General features: G+C 47.6%; 17 protein-coding genes. 6 read left to right on the forward strand and 11 right to left on the reverse strand.

Translation table 11 applies throughout. From position 1 onward, the window contains the following. Positions 1-939: a lauroyl-Kdo(2)-lipid IV(A) myristoyltransferase gene (gene lpxM / locus GWI56_RS09240; protein ID WP_198572734.1), complete on the forward strand. Its 939-nt coding sequence runs from the start codon at positions 1-3 to the stop codon at positions 937-939. A gap of 155 nt (positions 940-1,094) precedes the next feature. Here the strand turns inward: lpxM and hypA are convergent, their stop codons facing one another. The 11 genes from hypA to hyaA form a co-directional block, all read right to left on the reverse strand. Next, positions 1,095-1,448, reverse strand: a complete 354-nt coding sequence (gene hypA / locus GWI56_RS09245; protein WP_168824038.1) for a hydrogenase maturation nickel metallochaperone HypA — start codon at positions 1,446-1,448, stop codon at positions 1,095-1,097. Beyond that, complete coding sequence (gene hypE, locus GWI56_RS09250; protein ID WP_028760185.1) at positions 1,448-2,464, reverse strand: hydrogenase expression/formation protein HypE; 1,017 nt, start codon at positions 2,462-2,464, stop codon at positions 1,448-1,450. The genes hypA and hypE overlap by 1 nt, the downstream gene beginning before the upstream one ends. After that, positions 2,457-3,596 (reverse strand): hydrogenase formation protein HypD, encoded by a 1,140-nt coding sequence (gene hypD / locus GWI56_RS09255; protein ID WP_131525472.1) that lies wholly within the window; start codon positions 3,594-3,596, stop codon positions 2,457-2,459. The genes hypE and hypD overlap by 8 nt, the downstream gene beginning before the upstream one ends. A 62-nt stretch (positions 3,597-3,658) precedes the next feature. Next, positions 3,659-3,904, reverse strand: coding sequence for a HypC/HybG/HupF family hydrogenase formation chaperone (locus GWI56_RS09260; protein WP_028760183.1), 246 nt, complete (start codon positions 3,902-3,904; stop codon positions 3,659-3,661). After that, entirely contained in the window at positions 3,904-4,701 is a 798-nt protein-coding gene (gene hypB, locus GWI56_RS09265; protein WP_113939527.1) for a hydrogenase nickel incorporation protein HypB, read from the reverse strand. Before hypB ends, GWI56_RS09260 begins: the two co-directional genes overlap by 1 nt. Positions 4,702-4,888: 187 nt before the next feature. Then, the gene (hypF, locus tag GWI56_RS09270) at positions 4,889-7,306 is read right to left on the reverse strand and encodes a carbamoyltransferase HypF (protein ID WP_198572735.1); all 2,418 of its coding nucleotides are present in this window, start codon (positions 7,304-7,306) and stop codon (positions 4,889-4,891) included. 94 nt (positions 7,307-7,400) lie between these two features. Next, positions 7,401-9,314: a NiFe hydrogenase gene (locus tag GWI56_RS09275; RefSeq protein WP_198572736.1), complete on the reverse strand. Its 1,914-nt coding sequence runs from the start codon at positions 9,312-9,314 to the stop codon at positions 7,401-7,403. Between the two features lie 3 nt (positions 9,315-9,317). Beyond that, complete coding sequence (locus GWI56_RS09280; protein ID WP_105252281.1) at positions 9,318-9,875, reverse strand: HyaD/HybD family hydrogenase maturation endopeptidase; 558 nt, start codon at positions 9,873-9,875, stop codon at positions 9,318-9,320. Positions 9,876-9,882: 7 nt separating this feature from the next. Beyond that, positions 9,883-10,557, reverse strand: a complete 675-nt coding sequence (gene cybH, locus GWI56_RS09285) for a Ni/Fe-hydrogenase, b-type cytochrome subunit (protein ID WP_028760178.1) — start codon at positions 10,555-10,557, stop codon at positions 9,883-9,885. Between the two features lie 19 nt (positions 10,558-10,576). Continuing rightward, positions 10,577-12,280 carry a nickel-dependent hydrogenase large subunit gene (gene hyaB / locus GWI56_RS09290; protein ID WP_028760177.1) on the reverse strand — a complete coding sequence of 568 codons (1,704 nt, stop codon included), beginning with the start codon at positions 12,278-12,280 and terminating at the stop codon, positions 10,577-10,579. 3 nt (positions 12,281-12,283) lie between these two features. Then, positions 12,284-13,420, reverse strand: a complete 1,137-nt coding sequence (hyaA, locus tag GWI56_RS09295) for a nickel-dependent hydrogenase small subunit (RefSeq protein ID WP_198572737.1) — start codon at positions 13,418-13,420, stop codon at positions 12,284-12,286. A 384-nt stretch (positions 13,421-13,804) separates the two neighbouring features. Here hyaA and GWI56_RS09300 point away from each other — a divergent pair, with 384 nt between their 5' ends. The 5 genes from GWI56_RS09300 to GWI56_RS09320 all read left to right on the forward strand — a co-directional run bounded on the left by GWI56_RS09300 (position 13,805) and on the right by GWI56_RS09320 (position 17,697). Then, complete coding sequence (locus GWI56_RS09300; RefSeq protein WP_028760175.1) at positions 13,805-14,272, forward strand: TlpA disulfide reductase family protein; 468 nt, start codon at positions 13,805-13,807, stop codon at positions 14,270-14,272. Positions 14,273-14,275: 3 nt separating this feature from the next. Further along, the gene (locus tag GWI56_RS09305) at positions 14,276-14,494 is read left to right on the forward strand and encodes a DUF4266 domain-containing protein (protein ID WP_028760174.1); all 219 of its coding nucleotides are present in this window, start codon (positions 14,276-14,278) and stop codon (positions 14,492-14,494) included. Between the two features lie 164 nt (positions 14,495-14,658). After that, a complete protein-coding gene (locus tag GWI56_RS09310) occupies positions 14,659-15,978 on the forward strand; it encodes a DUF3570 domain-containing protein (RefSeq protein ID WP_198572738.1) in 1,320 nt (439 codons plus the stop codon). Positions 15,979-16,108: 130 nt separating this feature from the next. Next, the gene (locus GWI56_RS09315; protein WP_198572739.1) at positions 16,109-17,017 is read left to right on the forward strand and encodes an FAD:protein FMN transferase; all 909 of its coding nucleotides are present in this window, start codon (positions 16,109-16,111) and stop codon (positions 17,015-17,017) included. Between the two features lie 20 nt (positions 17,018-17,037). After that, entirely contained in the window at positions 17,038-17,697 is a 660-nt protein-coding gene (locus tag GWI56_RS09320) for a response regulator transcription factor (protein ID WP_028760171.1), read from the forward strand. The last annotated feature ends 27 nt before the right edge of the window (positions 17,698-17,724 follow it).

The following is a 17,724-nucleotide window of genomic DNA, read 5'->3' on the forward strand; positions in this document are numbered from 1 at the left end:
TTGTCAAGACAGCCCAAACATTTTGACCGTCGTTTTAAACTCGCCTTATTACACCCTAGATACTGGGCCACTTGGTTAGTGATTGGTCTATTAGTAATTTTCGGACTCATGCCCGCATGGCTGCGTGATCCTATTGCAAGATTATTGGCAAAAATAGTGATGCCAATTGCCAAAAAGCCTATTAGCGTTGCGAGAGCCAACTTAAGGGCGTGCTTTCCTGAACAATCTGCCGCCGAGATTGAAGTGTTAATCCGTGAGAACGTGCAAAACTTCGTTTTGGTGTTGTTAGCACAGGGCGAATTGCTGGTACGCTCAAAAGCGCATTTACGTCGTCGAGTTAATTTAATCGGCTTTGAACATGTGACTAAAGCGCAGGCTGCGGGGCAGCCGATCATTTTTATCATGCCCCATGTGTGGCCTATCGATTATGCTGGTTTACGCCTTAACCTTGAGTTGCCTATGGTGACTATGGCCAAAGCCCATAAAAACGGCTTATTTAATTGGTTTAGTAATCGTGTACGCAGCATTTGTGGTGGCCATGTGTATATGCGCGAGGCGGGCATTCGGGCGTTATTGGCTGAGCTTAAGCGCGGTAACAGTTTCTTTTATCTTCCCGATGAAGACTTAGGTCCTGAACAAAGCGTGTTTGCGCCTTTTTTAGGCACAGTGAAGGCAACGCTACCTGTTGTTGGGCGTTTAGCGCAGGCGGGTAATGCCCAAGTGCTGCCAGTAAAGATTGGCTACAACCAAGCGACACGCCAATTTGATCTCACCGTGATGGCGGCCGTTGCGCCTGAAGAGATGGTGGGCAAAGAAAACGAGGCGTTGGCACTGAACAAAGTGGTCGAGCAAGTGATCTTAGCTTACCCAGAGCAGTATATGTGGTTCCTGCGCGTTCTCAAGACGCGCCCAGAGGGTGAAGCTTCTATTTACGGCTGATATAGCGTGACTGAAATAGTGTGGTTTAAAATGGCTTTGAGCGCGAAGTGCTCGAAGCCATTTTTGTGTTGAAGAGCGTTCTTTATTGATAGCATTCTTTATTTATAGAGCGTTTTATCAATAGCGTTGTCGTTAACAATGCGTATCGTGGATGATTAATCCTCGTTCTGTTCCATCTCAAGTTGCATCAGTAACATATCTTCGCCATCGAGTACGCGAGTACGAAAGCTTTGACACGCAGGGCAGACGACCGTGCGCTCACTCAGTACGGATTCAGTCTGGCAGTCTTGGCAAAGTATCACTAGCGGCTGAATTTGCATATTGAGTAGGGCTTCTTTGCAAATCCCATCGAGCTTAAAGGTATCGAAGGCCGTTTGTAGCAGGCTAGGTTCAACCCCGCTCATGACTCCCAGTTTGATATCCACTCGGGTGATTTTATCGGCATGATTGGCCTGCGCGTGCTGTTCGCATTGCTCAATCAGGGCACTCACAATCGAATATTCGTGCATCAGCAAATCCTTGGCAGCAGTTCACCTTGGGGAAGATCGAGATAACGCTTAGTATTCCAAGGCGTTCTTAGTACGACTTTCCCCACTAAATCTTCACTCACAGTGCCGATTATCGCTGCATGCTCACAGCGCCCAAAGCGTTGCATGATCTCGAGCGCACCTAAGGCGATGTCGTTGGGAACGGCGAGAATGAAAGTGCCTTCGTTGGCAAGATCCATGGCTTCGAAACCATAGAGTTCGCACAGACCTTTGACTTCATCGCTAACGGGAATACTGGCTTCATTCACTGTGATGCCGACATTGGAGGCGACGGCCCATTCGTTGAGCACTGCCGATAAGCCACCGCGAGTCGCATCGCGCATCGCATGAATGGGAATATTGGCGGCGATCAATTGCTCGACTATGGGCCAGAGCGTGGCGCAGTCACTTTGTAATGCTGATTCGAGCGTTAGTCCTTCACGCGCCATTAAAATCGCTGCACCGTGGCAACCAATATCACGGGAAACAATAATGGCATCGCCTACGGTGACATTCGCCGCGGAAATATTGGGACGCAAGATACGACCAATGCCTGAGGTATTAATAAATAAACCATCGGCGCACCCCTTGGGTACGACTTTAGTGTCGCCGCAGACTATCCGTGCACCACTGTGTTTTAATTCTTTCGCCATACTGCGGACAATCGTCGTTAAATCCTTGATAGAAAAGCCTTCTTCGATGATCACACTACAACTCAAATACTGAGGTTCTGCGCCCATCATAGCGAGATCGTTGACTGTGCCTGCGATGGCAAGCTTGCCTATATCACCACCGGCAAAAAATAAAGGGGATACGGTGAAAGAGTCTGTGGTAAAGGCGTTGGCACCGTGCAAATCGAGTTTGGCAGCGTCTTCTTCGCTGCGAAGAATTGGGTTATCAAACTCGGCAAAAAACAGATCACGGATCAGTTTATTCATTTCTTTGCCGCCACCGCCGTGGCTGAGTTGAATGGATTTATCTTTAAGCGTATCAGCCATGATGTGGCTCCTTGATATCGATACCTTGATAGCGGTAATAGGCATTGCAGGCACCTTCGGAGCTGACCATGCAACTGCCTAAGGGCGTTTCGGGATTGCAGCCGCGGCCAAAAACTTTACAGTCCTTTGGTTTAGCAAGCCCACGAAGTATATCGCCGCACTGGCAGGCTTTATGATCGTCAATTTCCTTCACAGGTAGGCGGTCTTTAAAGCGCAGTTCGGCGTCTCTGTGGGCATATTCGGGTTTAAGCTGCAGCGCTGAATTGGGGATTGGGCCTAGTCCACGCCAGCGAAATTGCGGTCTGACATTGAAGAATTGATTTACTTTGGCCTGCGCCGTGAGGTTGCCGTCCTCCGATACAGCGCGGCTGTATTGGATATCGAGCTCCGCTTTGCCCGCGGCTTTTTGGCGCACAATCCGTAAAATCGACTCCATCACATCGACGGGCTCAAATCCTGCGACCACTACGGGCGTGCCATAGTTTTCGACTGTGCTGCGATAGATTTTTGCGCCACTGATCACGCTCACATGGGCTGGGCCGATAAAGGCGTTGACCCTCGCTTTTGGGTCGTGCATCACGGCATCAATTGCGGGGGGCACTAATACATGATTGATATGAAATAGTAGATTTTCGAGTTTTTCTTGTTCGGCCAGTTGTAACAAAATTGCTGTCATTGGGGTTGAGGTTTCAAAGCCAATGGCGAAGAACACTACGGTTTTATCGGGATTGTCGCGGGCAATTTTGAGCGTATCTAAGGGATCGTAAATTGGGCGAATATCGCAGCCCTTGGCCCTAAAACTGGCTAAAGAGCCTTGAGAACCGGGCACGCGGATCATATCGCCCAGGGTCACAAGAATAACATTTTCTTGGGAGGCAAGCGCCGCGGCTTGGTCAATGCGCTCTTTAGGCATAATGCACACTGGGCAGCCAGGACCATGGATAAATTCAATATTATCCGGCAGTAAATCTAGCAAGCCGTATTTCATAATCGTATGAGTATGGCCACCACAGACTTCCATGATATTGATTTGTTGCTTAACCAATTTAGCGGTTAACTGAATATCCCGTGCTAAATTGGCAATCGTTTGGGGATCGCGAAAGCCTTGATAGAGGTGTTTTAGTTCAAGCATGCTTTTTCCTCGGTGCACTCGATAGGGGTGCGCCTTGCGATTTAATCCTGCACTGCTGATGGTCAGTGTATGGCTTCATTTTCAAGCTTAGTGACGATTTCTTTGTATAGATCAATGCTTTGCTGCGCATCTTCCTTATCAATTTTGTTCATCACAAAACCAATATGGATAAGTACATAGTCGCCAATTTCCAGTGGCTCATTCATTAAATGACTGCTGACATCGCGGCGCACGCCTAAGGTATCGACGGTGACACTCTGGCGCTCAATATCGACCGCCACCACTTGGGAAGGTATGGACAAGCACATTATTGTGCACCTCGAATATTGTCTTTAAGCCAAGCGGCTACAGCCTGCATGGAGTCGCCATCTTTAATTGAGACTTCAATAATTTGAGTTGCTGGATTGAGTTTTTTAAGCTGCGCTCTGGCTTCGTCCATCTTGAAATCAAAATAGGGCAGTAGATCGCACTTTGTGATAAAAACTACATCGGCGCGGCGGAACATCACAGGATATTTCTCAATCTTATCATCGCCTTCTGGCACTGATAGCAGCACGATATTTTTGTGAGTGCCCACATCATAACTGGCTGGGCAGACGAGATTACCGACGTTTTCGACAAAGCAAATATCGAGTCCTTCAAGCGGCAGATGATGTAGGGCACCGTGCACCATAAAGGCGTCGAGGTGACAGGCGCTGCCCGTTTGAATTTGATAGGCCTTAATGCCTTTAGCGATTAAGCGGTCGGCATCGCGGGAGGTTTCTAAGTCGCCCTCGATCACCGCATAGTTGAGCTTAGTGTATTCTTTGAGATTTTCTAATAGGGTGGTTTTGCCACTGCCCGGGCTACTCATGATGTTGAAGGCAGTAATGTTATGTGCCTCAAAGTGGGCGCGGTTATGTCCAGCTTCGACATCATTTTTATCTAAAATTTTGTGGATGACTGACAAGGTTTTTTTATCGTTTAACTGAGGATTTGTGTGTAACTCTTGATGGCTATGCTCATGAGTATGTGAATGGTCATGATTATGCTCATGGCTATGGGCATGCGCGCCTAGATGATCATGGTCGTGGCGGGTAAGGGAGCAGCCGCAGTCTTTACACATTTTACCTCTCCTTGTATCGGCAGAGTACGAGGACTTTGCCTGACAAATAATGATTGATGTACGAATCGTTAATTTGGTTACGCTAATGTTGAGTGTGATACAAATTGCGCTACGGATCTTTGATGTTCGTCAGGTTTATGGGGATAAAAATGGCGAGCGAACATCAGGGGTTATCAAATAAGTAAGGTTATTGACTCTGATGAATGCCATACCAAAGTTGGCCTAGGGCGATGCCGCCATCATTGATGGGTATCTGTTTACTGGATAACACTTTATTTCCTTGGGCGCTGAGCTTGCTCAGGCAGTATTCCAATAGATATTTATTTTGAAATACGCCACCGCAGAGCACGGTTGGGAGGTGTTGATACTGGGCAGCATAATCACAGATAGCATCACCTAATGTGTGTAAAAAGGCGCGGGCGATGGCATAGCATCTATTGTCTGTTAGCGGTTGTGCTGTAATCAATTCAACAATTTGCTTGAACATCTCACTGCTTCGCCACTGGTCGATGTCAAGAGGTAAGTTAAGCGAAATGACTTCAAGGGCTAATGCATCGGCGCGATTGGCCGCGGCTTCTATTGCCATGCCCGCTTGGCCTTCAAACAGTGTTGTTTCGATTAAGCCTAAGGCGCAGGCGAGGGCATCGAACAGTCGCCCGACAGAGGAGGTTTTTATCGCGCTGCCGTTCTGCCAGATCTTATGTAAGTTAGTCAGAGTGTTTGGGCGCATGTTGTTTAATATAGGTAATTGCAATGCGAGCACAGCATTGAGGCTCATTTGCTCGAACAATAATGCCAGTAACAACCTCACGGGTTGCTTAATGGCTTGCTCGCTGCCTAGCAGGGCTATAGGCTCAAAGTGCACCAGTCGCTGCGCTTTATCGAGCGTAGTTAATAGCACTTCACCGCCCCATAAACTGCCATCGTCGCCAAGCCCAGTACCGTCAAAACTAAAGCCCAATACGGGATCTCGATATTGGTTAACTGCCATTACGCTGAGCACATGGGCATGGTGGTGTTGCACCGATAAACATTGATTTTGACGGGTATCGCTGAGTTTTACACTCGAGTTTGAGTGCATTTCAGCCCAGCGTGAAGGGGCATAATCTGGGTGTTTATCGCAAATAATAAGATTTGGCGTAAAGTGATACAACCGAGAAAAAGTGGCTAAGGTGCGCTCAAAATACTGCTCGGCGCTGACACTGAACAGGTCGCCAATATGGGGACTTAAAAACACATTATTGCCAAAGCCTAAGGCGATGGCATTTTTTTGCTGTGCGCCCACGGCCAAAATCGATGGGGTCATCGGTATCTCTAAGGGGAAACTTAACGGTGCATAGCCGCGGGCGAGGCGCAATACTTGCACCTCTGCGGAGGAATCCAGTTGCGGCTGGATCACTTGCACCACACTGTCATCACAGCCATTAATAATCGGCCGATTATGATCGACTATCGCATCCACCACATGGCTTAAGTGACTAATAAGCTCATCACAATCAGTGATGATAGGTTCACCGGAAACATTGGCGCTAGTTGCAACTAATGGCCCTTTGAAGAGACCTAATAGCAAATGATGTAGCGGTGTATAGGGTAAAAATACCCCGAGTTTATTCAGATTGGGGGCGACAGCTAAGCTGAGATCATGTTCGGCTCGGCTGCTCATCAGCACTATGGGCCTTTCCTGCGAACTCAGCACTCGCCACTCGGCATCCGTCCCTGTGACATAGTGCTGCGCCATGGTGATATCCGCCATCATCACCGCTAGCGGCTTGGCCTGGCGCTGTTTTCGCAGCCTGAGTGCGTTGACGGCATTGTCACTTCGGGCATCACAGATTAAGTGAAATCCACCCAATCCTTTAATTGCCAGAATCTGCCCTTGGCGTAATCTGTCAGCCGCTGCTGTCAGTACCGCAAGGTCCGTACTCAATTCAGGTGCGCTGACATTTGAGGCACTGGGAAGGATGTATTCCCCTTGCGGTGTTTTTAAACTGAGTCTGGGGCCACAGGCGGGGCAACTTATGGGCTGGGCATGGTAGCGGCGGTCGAGTGGGTTTTGATATTCTTTGGCGCACTCGGGACACATGTCAAAATCGGCCATAGCGGTGTTGTGCCTATCATAGGGTAAAGCATTGATAATCGTGTATCGAGGGCCACAGTTAGTGCAGTTGGTAAAGGCATAGCCAAAGTGGCGGTCATCAGGATTATGCATGTCGTTCAAGCAATCTTGGCAGGTACTTTTATCTGCCGATACCGCCACCAGTGCACCTATCGGTGAACTTGGGTCATCGTCCTCATGGCTGTCGCTTTTTATAATCTCAAACGTGGTTTCGCTTAATAAAATCGGCAGTGGTATTTGGCTGATATTGTCGATACGGGCGAGTGGCGGTGGAGTGGTATTGAGTGCAGTGATAAAGCGAGTGAGGTTTTCATCATTACCTTGCAGCTCAATGGTCACGCCCTTGGCATTGTTGAGCACAGTGCCCGTCAGTTGAAACTCAAGGGCATAACGATAGACAAAGGGGCGAAATCCCACCCCTTGTACTATGCCAGTGACGTGCAACTGACAGCGTTTTAACGTGGCTCCCTTGTGGACAAGGTATTCCAACGCCAGCCTTCGTTTTATCTGCAGGTCACTGTGCTTTTTGTGGCGACTATTGTGCCTATGTGGCTTTATGCGTTGTGACTTAACTTTTGGCCTCCTAATCATGGGCATTTAGTTGTCGCTGCTTAACGTAAAGTGCCCCAACGGCTAAGTTATCGCCGTCTAAATCTAGGCTGCGATTGACCACTAAGGGAAAGTTTTTGCCTAAGCGCAAGCTGATGCGTTTGCACAGGGTTTCATTGATTAATTCATTGCCCGCTAAGGCTATATTGTGCACGCCGATATTTAAATCGATATGCTCGATCCAGTTAGATAAATAGTCCGCCAGCGAGTCTTGCATCGCAAAGGCGAGCTGACTCGGATCGTCATTACCCGCAATACGAAAACTTAACACTGTGCCTAAGGTTTTACACCAATTTAGGCTGCGGTGGGCTTCACCTTTGGTCAGCGGATAATCGATACGCGGTGCATTGGCACCGTGGTAGCGCATGGCGGCGGCCATGAGTGCATCGCTGAGCCTTGCTTGGCTTTGAGTCTCTTCTTGTGTATTAAGGCCAATTAATATGGCGGCAATCGCCCACAGGCTTTGTAAGTTGTCCCGTCTGCCGTGAAGCTTTAGGCTTAAAAGTTTTAGGTAATCTTCGGGGAACAGGCTCTTAAATTTTTGCGCTACGGCTTTTTGCGGACTGCTGTCCAGTTGATGGAAGATTTCGTAACCGTTATCGGGCAGCTCGGGCAGGGCAAAGAAGAGTTCGGTGTCGCCCTTATTATCGCAGGTGACAATTTGACTGGCGTGGGTATGGCTTAAGTAAATGACCGCGGCATTTTTTGCCTGTTTATGACTGGTAAACTTACCGTTGAGCAGCGCACTAAATAGCGCAGCGTCTGCAAGGGTGTGATTTTCTGTGTTGACTGTATTTTGATTATTATCGCTTAGCATACTAGTGCAATGAATATCACTGTCTTCACTTGACGCTACTTGAGTTAATACTGCCACACTCAGTTCGCCTTGGTGCGATCGTGAACGTTTCGACGCTTGCCATTGGGCTTGATAGCCGTGAAAACTGACTTTTTCCCTTAAGGGTTCTGGAGCGATAAAGTGCTTGGTTTGAACCTGTGTTGAGCTTAAATCGTGACTGGCGATTTGTGCCCAAGCACCATCGACCCACGCTAGCTTTGGCCTATTATGCGGCCCTTTAATGTAAACCCAATCGACCCCTTTTTGTCGTAATACTTCCCCGAGCACTAAGATCACTCGGCTGTAGGCAAAGCAAATGTCGTACAGTGGTGCACTGAGTTTGTCGTGTTCTTGCGTGGGTCTCGCGCAGATAAGCGGCTTTTCAATACTCGAAAGCGCGAGTACCTGCGCATCGTTCAGACAAAAATGGGCATTCAGCGTATTGGGATTACAAATTAACAGTTGTGGCCGCTCGCCTAAGGGCTGAGCAAACGGTGTCAGACTAAGTTGCAGATTATCGGCGGCCGCTAATATCAGCGGGCCTTGTGTCAGCAGTCCCTGTGCCATGGCTTTAATATCTGACAAGGTTAACGCTTTTTGTGCGGACGTTAATTGTGTTTCGCCCTTGCAGCAAGGGCAAATTAAATCGAGTGTGCCAAACTTAGCCGACTGATTATCGCCAATCAACGGATAACAATGCTGGCAAAAAGGCACTATGGCAGGGCTTGATCCAGACTGTGGAAAGGGCAGTAAGGTTTTACTGCCCTGGGGCTCGTCGATGACTTTAATACTAGAGTCAATCAACCAAGCGGAAATCAAAAAGTCCGCTGCAATGGCATCGGCCAATTGTTCTAGTTGGTTTTGCTCGCCCTGAGCTTCAATAAAATAGCTTTGGGGGCCAAAGTCATGTTGGCCACTATATTGACCTGAGCTATGTTGACCATCACAGCCTATGCTGATATTTAGTTCATCATAATTTAGATATTGATTACATAAATGCGCGTACAAAGGCACCTGACGTGAGCAGGTAAAATCAAATCTGATGTTTTTCATCTTCTATATACTTTCACCAGTAGTAACGCCACGTTTATAAGAGTCAGGGATCAGCGAGTCGATACTATGCTCGGCAACACGCGTCGCAGTGAACCCAAGGGAGGCTAAGTGGGATAACAAGCTTGATTCCATTAAAGGTACCGCGGCGGCGACTTTAGGGGTCAAGCCTAGCACCATAGGTTCGAGCACTGTTGGGGTGACGCCCAGCACGAAGGTTTTAGGCCTGTCACCGACCATTTCCATCATATTGAGGGTTTGCAGCATTTCGACTTCATGGGCGCTGCCTTGCCAGTCGATTTCCTTCGGCGCTTTATCAAAATCGAAGAAATAGACTTCGCCGGCTTCTACGCCATTGGCGTTAACAGTATCGACCACGATTAAATAATCGTATTGGCAAATAATAGGGATAAGTCCCTGAGCCAAGGTGCCGCCATCGAGCAGCGTTAGCTGGTGGGACTCATGGGTAAACTGATAATTATCAGCTATATAATTGACAAAATGTACGCCGATGCCTTCATCGGCGTACAGGACATTGCCAATACCGAGTAGCAATATCTTCATTGGACTCCTAGTGGTGTGAGTCTGGCTTTGGGTAGTCATAGCCAGAGACAATCGAGTCAACTGAGTTATGTTTGAAGCGTATCCCTGACCAAACCGCCATATAGACGTGGATAACCACAAAGATAACAAATGCCCAAGTGAGGTAGTGATGCCAAATCCTAACTTGTGCTAGCCCACCCATTTGTGCCGTGATCCAAGCGGCGCTGCCCCAAAGCATGCCACCTAAACCTTGGTGATACACATTGGCATACAACACCAGACCCGTTATACATATCACAAGAGCGACCAGTGAGATTGCTACATAAGTCACAAATTGCAGCGGTCCATAGACACCGGCTTTATGTAAGTGCCCCATCCATAAGTAAGATTTCAGCTGGGTGATCCAGCTTTTTACGCTCATGACATCGCGAAATGAGCGCCGCTCAATGTCGCTTCGGCTGAAAAAATACAGGTAGAAGCGCACTAAAGTGATTGCGGTTAGTACAAAACCGCAGATCAGATGAGCGAAGCGGATCCAGCCTTGTACGAGTACGTCCGTACTTTCAGGCGCCACCAGAAACGGCCAAGCAATATAGAATCCGGTGATCACTAGCACCAGAATTGACAGTGCCCTGAGCCAGTGAAAAATCCGTATTGCCGGACTAAAAATCAGTGTCCGAATGCGGGTTGCAGAATGGTTCATTTTGCGTTCCCTCCCTCGATTATTGACCATTGGGACTGACACGGAACTCGCTCAATGCTTGGCCTTTGAAATCCATTACGTGTACAGAACACGCCATGCAAGGGTCAAATGAGTGAATAATACGTATCACCTCAAGGGGCTTAGTAGGATCTTCCAGTTTCAAGCCAATTAAAGAGGCTTCATAGGGACCCATTTTACCGTTGGCATCCACAGGACCTGCGTTCCAGGTCGTTGGTACGACGGCTTGATAGTTCTCAATCACTCCATTTTTAATGCGGATCCAGTGGCTTAACATGCCGCGTGGCGCCTCGATCATGGCGTGACCTACATACTCTTTATTTGGATCAATATTGGGTTTTACATAGGTAGATTCATCGGACTGGATATTCGTCAACAGCGCATCAAAGGTTTTTAACCCTTCTTGGGCGACGATGACTGTCTGTAACATACGGGCTGCAGTGCGACCTAAAGTGGTAAATAGAGCCGCTACGGGTAGACCTGTGCGAGCGAGCAGGCCATTGACCGAATCCACGACCACCTTGTTACCGCGGGCATAACTCACCAATAGGCAGGCGAGTGGACCCACTTCGACAGGTTCACCTTGATAACGAGGAGATTTCACCCATGAGTATTTGCCATCACCATCCAGTGTTGGCAATTTGCCGTAGACAGTGTCGCGTTCAACAAAACCCGTGTAATTAGGAATCGTTGTACCGTCATAGGGATGTTGCGGTGCATCGGCGCTATACCAAGCGTGGCTGACGTCTTCGGCAATCAGATCTGGATTCACATCACTGACGCCAGCAAGGTCGCCATTCATGATCACGCCTTGATTAAACATGTATTCGCCATTGGCTAACACAAAGTCATCGGTCGCCATGAAGTTTTTCACGTTTACGCCGCCCAACACGCTAGGCTCAGTACCAAAGGCTTCGGCCGCCATCACGATATCTGCTTGATAGGCACGCAGGATAAAGTCAGTCACGGTCGCATGTTTTTGCTTCCATTCCTGCAGGCGAGCAGGGCTGAGCATGTCGCGCACCGAAGTCACACCACCGACAACAACGGATTGTGGATGTGGTGATTTTCCACCAAAAATGGCTAGCATTTCTGCCGCAACACGTTGTACTTCAAGCGCTTTAAGGTAGTGAGATAGCGCGATAAGGTTTTGCTCTGGGGTAAATTTATAGGTGCCGTTGCCCCAATAAGCGTTGGCAAATGGACCTAATTTTCCCGTTTCGACAAAGCCTTTAACTCTTTCTTGTACCGCTTTTAAATCACCTTCACCCGCCGCTATGGGATGGTCTGTGTATTTCAGGGCAACTTGTGCCGCTTTAGCAGGATCGGCGCTCAGTGCAGAAACCACATCAACCCAATCTAAGCCGTGTAGATGGTAGAAATGCACAATATGGTCATGCATGTATAAAGAGGTTTGCATTAATGAACGTAAGTATCTCGCGTTCAATGGAATTTGAATTCCTAGCGCATTTTCAACCGCTTCAGTACCGCAGCGGTAGTGGGAATAAGTACATACGCCACAGATACGTTGCACAATAAGGCCAACATCCATAGGCGTGCGGCCTTTGAGAATGACTTCAATACCGCGCCAAAGTGTGGAGGATGACCAAGCCTTGTTGATGACGTTATTTTCATCAACTTCGACTTCGATACGTAAGTGACCCTCGATACGTGTGATAGGGTCGATAACAACGCGCTTGCTCATGGGTTATTCCTCCAGCGGTTTGGCAAAAATACTGGCAACGGCATGGGCTCCAATGCCCACCACAGTCGCGCCTAAAATCACCGCACCAATAGTATCTGCGGTCGCATCCAATCCATGGAGGAGTTGACGGCCAAGGGGTTTTTCAAAGTCAGCCATATCGTCCCAGAAGTTAGGTTCTGAGCAACCCATACAACCGTGTCCAGCGAGTACTGGCCAGCTAGTGTGATGGTTAAAGCGCTCGGTTGGGCAGTTGTTGTAGGTGTAAGGACCTTTACAACCGACTTTATAAAGGCAGTAACCTTCTTTCGCACTGTGATCGCCAAATTCTTCAACGAATTCACCGGCATCGAAGCGGCCGCGGCGTTCACAGTTATCGTGTACCCGTGCGCCGTAAGCCCATTTAGGTCTATTAAACATATCCAGCGCAGGTAATTTTCCGAACATGATGAAGTACATCAAAGTGCCGACTATGTTCTTTTCACTCGGTGGGCAACCGCCTAAGTTAATCACGGGTTTACTGACCACTTCATGCACGCCTTTAGCCCCCGTTGGGTTTGGATAAGCGGCTTGCACCCCACCAAACGCCGCACAAGTGCCAACAGAGATAATCGCGGCTGCGCCTTCTGCAGCATGTTTGATGATTTCTAATCCTGTGTGACCTTTACAGCCCACAGTGAGGAAGCTGCCGTTATTGGCGGTCGGAATCGCCCCTTCAACGGCCAGTAAATAGCGGCCCTTGTAGGTTTCGAGTGCATTTTCGAGGTTTTCTTCGGCTTGCCAACCCGCAGCAGCCATTAAGGTTTCGTGATATTCCAAGGAGATATGATCAAAAATCAGCGAATCTAGATTGGGGGTATCGGTACGAATTAAGGATTCTGAGCAGCCAGTACATTCGGCCATGTGTAACCAGATTAAGGGTACACGGTCGGCTAATTCGGCAGCTTCGGCTACTAAGTTACTAAAGGGGAGCGGCAATGCGAGCATGCTCGTCACCATGGCACTCCACTTCATAAAATCACGGCGGCTAATGCCGTGCTGTTGCATTTTCTCAATCAGCGATTGTTGTTGACGGGGAGCGAATTGGCGTAACGCATCTAAGCGCGCCTTTCCCTGTTCATATAGGGCTGCATGTGTGTCCATGGGTCAACCTTTTTTGTTATTTAAATGTAAATTGGTAAGGGTTTACATAATTGACAGTGTCAGTTTAGGCCGTTGGAGTGTAAAGATTATTGATGTATATCAAGATTTTTTAAGAGATGTGACCGAACTGATTTTGACATTTAATTAACATGACACAGATCTGATTTCACTTTTTCTAATGGGACAAAATGTCTCACATTTGCCATTTTGGATGAAATCGGTCACTTAATCAGCGCTCATGTGATTAAGGCGATGCAGATGACTATGGTTCATTCGCGTGGTGAGTCTGGGCGAGCAGGTTAATTAAACTTATATAAGCTTGTTTAAGAAAACCTTAAGATTCAGTTAATAGATTCGAACGTAATCGTTAATGCGGAATATGCTATGAAGAAAATATTATTGTTACTCAGTTTATTGGCCGCAGGCGTACAAGCCGCGCCATCGCTGGACTATCAAGTGTTTAACGCGCAAAACCAAGCTGTTTCCCTGAGTGAGTTTAAAGGCAAAGTCGTCTATGTCGATTTTTGGGCATCCTGGTGTGGCCCTTGCCGTAAATCGTTTCCTTGGATGAATGAGATCCAAAAAAAGTATCAAGATCAGGGATTAGCTGTTGTGGCAATCAATCTAGATACAGATAACGAGTTAGCCCAAGAATTCTTAAAACAAGTCCCTGCCAATTTTTCAGTGCGTTTCAATCCAGAAGGTGATGTCGCGCGCAGTTTCGATTTGCTGGGCATGCCGAGCAGTTTTATGTTCAATCGACAAGGTCAGTTAGTACAGCATCATGTTGGCTTTTATGCCGATAAAACCGCTGAATACGAGCAAGAGCTCGTCAATTTACTGAAGGAGTAATTTATGCTTAAACCCGCATTAGTCGCAGTAACGCTCATCATAGGTTTGAGTGGATGTTCAAGTTTAGGAGTGCAGCCGTGGGAGAAAGGCCAGTTGGCCCGCAGCGATATGGCGCTCGACAGTGAAAAGCTCGATCTAGCACTCGATGATCATATTTATTTTAGTAAAGAAGGCAGTAGCGGCGGTCGTGCATTTGCCGGTGGCGGATGTGGCTGTAACTAAACTCTCCGTTGGTGTTATTTGCCTTTAGATGTTACGAATAAATGTAACGCACAGATGTAATGAACAGACGTACTAAAACAAATGTGACGAGCAGATGTTCTAAAATCTGGGGCGAAATCCCGCGGTATTGAATAGATGGAAGTGACCTACAGGTGTTGTCAGCTATGACTCAAAAAAAGAACCCAATAAATACAAAACAATCGAAGCAGATAGCGGGTGCTCTCGCATTAGCCAGTTGTGGACTGTTTGCAACAAGTGGCCATGCGACTGAATTATCTAAAAAAGCTGACGACTGGAAGATCGATGCTGCGTTAATGTATTACGGTGAGCAAGATAGAGTACAAGCCATCGAAGCCATAGGCACAGCGCAAAAAGCCTTTGGCGATGACAGTGTGCTGGATCTCAAACTCGTGGTTGACAGTCTAACGGGGCCTTCAGCATCGGGCGCCGTGGCCCAAAGTACCAGCCAAACGTTTACTCGACCATCTGGTAATGGTCAATATCATGTTTCAGCGGGAGAAACGCCGTTAGATGACACCTTTCACGATACTCGCGTACAAGCCAATGTCGGTTGGAGTGAAGTGCTAACACCAGATTGGAAACTCAATGTTGGCGCATATGGCTCGAAAGAGTTTGATTATATGTCAATGGGCATCAATGCCGGAATTGAGCGAGGGTTTAATAAAGACAACACCACTTTATTTTTAGGTACGGCTTATAGTTTCGATGTGGTTGACCCCGTTGGCGGTCGTCCGGTGGATTTATCTTCGATGGTCATTCGCGATAACTTCACTAGTGAGGAAGCTTATCGCAGCGCATTCGATGCGACCCGTCAAGGTGGCAGTGATAATAAGCAGACCGCGGATGTGATGTTAGGTATCACCCAAGTGCTTAGTCAGCGCTGGTTGTTGCAAGCCAATTACGGCTTGTCGAGTGTGAATGGCTATTTAACGGATCCCTACAAGGTGCTCAGTGTGGTGGATAACAACGGCATTACTCAGGATTTATTGTATGAGAGCCGCCCCGATTCGCGCTTGAAGCACAGTTTTTACGTGATGACCAAAGGCGCATTAGATGCGGGTGTGGTGGATTTTTCCTATCGTTATAATACCGATGACTGGGACCTCACATCACATACCTTAGAAACCCATTATCGGTATTACTTTACCGGCAACTTCTATGGACAATTACATCTACGTTATTACCAACAAACTGCGGCTAACTTCTATCAACCTTTCTTGATGGCTGATACGCCATTGCCTGAGTTTGCCAGTGCCGATTATCGTATCGGTGATATGTCGGCTTATACGATTGGGGTTAAATTTGGCCATAGATTATCGGGCGGTCATGAAATGTCGTATCGCTTAGAGTATTACCAACAGGATCCGAAAAATAACGGCGCTACGATTCCTGGAGAGCTGCAAAACTTCGATCTATTTCCGACTCAGAAGGCAATTACAGCACAGTTTAGTTATTCTTTTTAATACGAAATAATGCTACTGGCTCAGATAGCAAGGCGTTAAACTGTATGGGTAGCTTAGCTACCCATACTCAATTTACCCCTGAACTTATTCAATCGGAATCCCTGTGGGATGCCATGTGAAGAGGTGATTTATGATGTCGACATCGTCCCTAAAGACCGCACCTTATTCGTTGCAGCGCCGTGATTGGGGTTATGTGGGTGAATTTAGGGCCATGGCGAATCCCTGTGAAATACTCATTGGGTGCGATCAACTTGATATTGCAGACGATATGTTGGACATGGCAGTCACTGAGGCGCTGCGTATCGAACATAAGTACAGTCGCTTTATCGCGCAGAATTGTCTGTGGCAATTAAACCATGCCAATGGTCATAAGCAGCTTATCGATGAAGAAACCTGGCAGTTATTAGCTTTTGCTAAACAATGTTTTCAGCTCAGTGATGGACTCTTTGATATTTCTGCTGGGCCGTTAATGGAACTGTGGCGCTTTGATCCCAAAGCCCAATTACCCGAACATGGCCGCATACTTGTCGCGAAAGCCTTAGTGGGGTTTGAGCGTATCGAGTTTGATTCGCGCCATATTGAGATGCCAACAGGAATGAAATTGGATTTTGGTGGTATCGCAAAAGAATATGCGGTCGACAGAGTCGCCTATGAGTTAGCCGAATGTTATCCAGACATTCCAGTGTTAGTGAATTTTGGCGGTGATATCGCTTGTCCCGTGTCCAAAGTGACGCCATGGCAAGTGGGAATTGAAGATCCACGACACCTTGACCACGCTGCGAGTGTACTGGCGATTAGTCAGGGTGCATTAGCGACCAGTGGCGATACGCGGCGCTTTTTTGAAGTCGATGGCAAGCGTTACGGTCATATTGTCGACCCACGCACTGGCTATCCCGTTATCCATGCGCCGCGCTCTGTGACTGTGTTAGGGCCAAACTGCGTGACTGCAGGTATGCTCGCCACTATGGCTATGCTGCAGGGGCGAGACGCGGAAGATTTTTTACAGCAACAAGGTGTTAAGTTCAGTATTTTCCGTTAGGGCTCAGTTAAGGACATTGAATGCGTATTATGTTGGTTGAAGACAATGAGTTATTAGCCCAAGGAATTTGCTTGAGTTTGGCGAAGCTGGGCATGCAAGTTGATCACCTTAATAGTTATCAGCAAGCCTTGCTGGGGGTTAAAAATGAAAGCTTCAGTGCCATAGTGCTCGATCTGGGATTGCCTGACGGTAATGGTAAAGAGTTGCTTAAAGCTTGGCGTCAGCAGGGAGTGTCAATTCCCACAATAGTCCTGACCGCTAATACGGATTTTGATACTAAGCTCGAATGTTTAGACATGGGCGCCGATGATTATCTCGGTAAACCTTTTGATGTGCGTGAATTAGCCGCGCGCATTCGTGCTATCGTCAGACGTCAGTATGGGCTCGATCACAACAGTTTGATTATTGGTGCGCTTTGCATTGATTTAAATACCCGTGAAGTGACCTTTCGCGATCAAAATGTGCTGCTTTCACGGCGTGAATTTCAATTACTGCTCGAACTCGCTCAGTCGGCAGGGCGTGTATTGACCCGCAGCCAGTTAGAACAGTTAACCTATGGCTGGGATGAAGTCGGCAGTAATTCAATAGAAGTGCATATCCACCATCTGCGCAAAAAACTTGCCAATGAATTAATCAAAACCGTGCGTGGAATAGGCTATACCTTGATTGAAATAAATTAATTTGAAGAGTTAAGTGACAAGCTCCAC

The sequence above is a fragment of the Shewanella sp. DW31 genome, from assembly GCF_015767295.1.
GTDB classification, from domain to species: Bacteria; Pseudomonadota; Gammaproteobacteria; order Enterobacterales; family Shewanellaceae; genus Shewanella; species Shewanella oncorhynchi.

Coding starts and splice junctions, on each gene's coding strand:
- hypA (WP_168824038.1), bottom strand. CDS start 1,448: ATGCACGAATATTCGATTGTGAGTGCCCTGATTGAGCAATGCGAACAG.
- hypE (WP_028760185.1), bottom strand. CDS start 2,464: ATGGCTGATACGCTTAAAGATAAATCCATTCAACTCAGCCACGGCGGT.
- hypD (WP_131525472.1), bottom strand. CDS start 3,596: ATGCTTGAACTAAAACACCTCTATCAAGGCTTTCGCGATCCCCAAACG.
- GWI56_RS09260 (WP_028760183.1), bottom strand. CDS start 3,904: ATGTGCTTGTCCATACCTTCCCAAGTGGTGGCGGTCGATATTGAGCGC.
- hypB (WP_113939527.1), bottom strand. CDS start 4,701: ATGTGTAAAGACTGCGGCTGCTCCCTTACCCGCCACGACCATGATCAT.
- GWI56_RS09275 (WP_198572736.1), bottom strand. CDS start 9,314: ATGAAAAACATCAGATTTGATTTTACCTGCTCACGTCAGGTGCCTTTG.
- GWI56_RS09280 (WP_105252281.1), bottom strand. CDS start 9,875: ATGAAGATATTGCTACTCGGTATTGGCAATGTCCTGTACGCCGATGAA.
- cybH (WP_028760178.1), bottom strand. CDS start 10,557: ATGAACCATTCTGCAACCCGCATTCGGACACTGATTTTTAGTCCGGCA.
- hyaB (WP_028760177.1), bottom strand. CDS start 12,280: ATGAGCAAGCGCGTTGTTATCGACCCTATCACACGTATCGAGGGTCAC.
- hyaA (WP_198572737.1), bottom strand. CDS start 13,420: ATGGACACACATGCAGCCCTATATGAACAGGGAAAGGCGCGCTTAGAT.
- GWI56_RS09300 (WP_028760175.1), top strand. CDS start 13,805: ATGAAGAAAATATTATTGTTACTCAGTTTATTGGCCGCAGGCGTACAA.
- GWI56_RS09305 (WP_028760174.1), top strand. CDS start 14,276: ATGCTTAAACCCGCATTAGTCGCAGTAACGCTCATCATAGGTTTGAGT.
- GWI56_RS09310 (WP_198572738.1), top strand. CDS start 14,659: ATGACTCAAAAAAAGAACCCAATAAATACAAAACAATCGAAGCAGATA.
- GWI56_RS09315 (WP_198572739.1), top strand. CDS start 16,109: ATGATGTCGACATCGTCCCTAAAGACCGCACCTTATTCGTTGCAGCGC.
- GWI56_RS09320 (WP_028760171.1), top strand. CDS start 17,038: ATGCGTATTATGTTGGTTGAAGACAATGAGTTATTAGCCCAAGGAATT.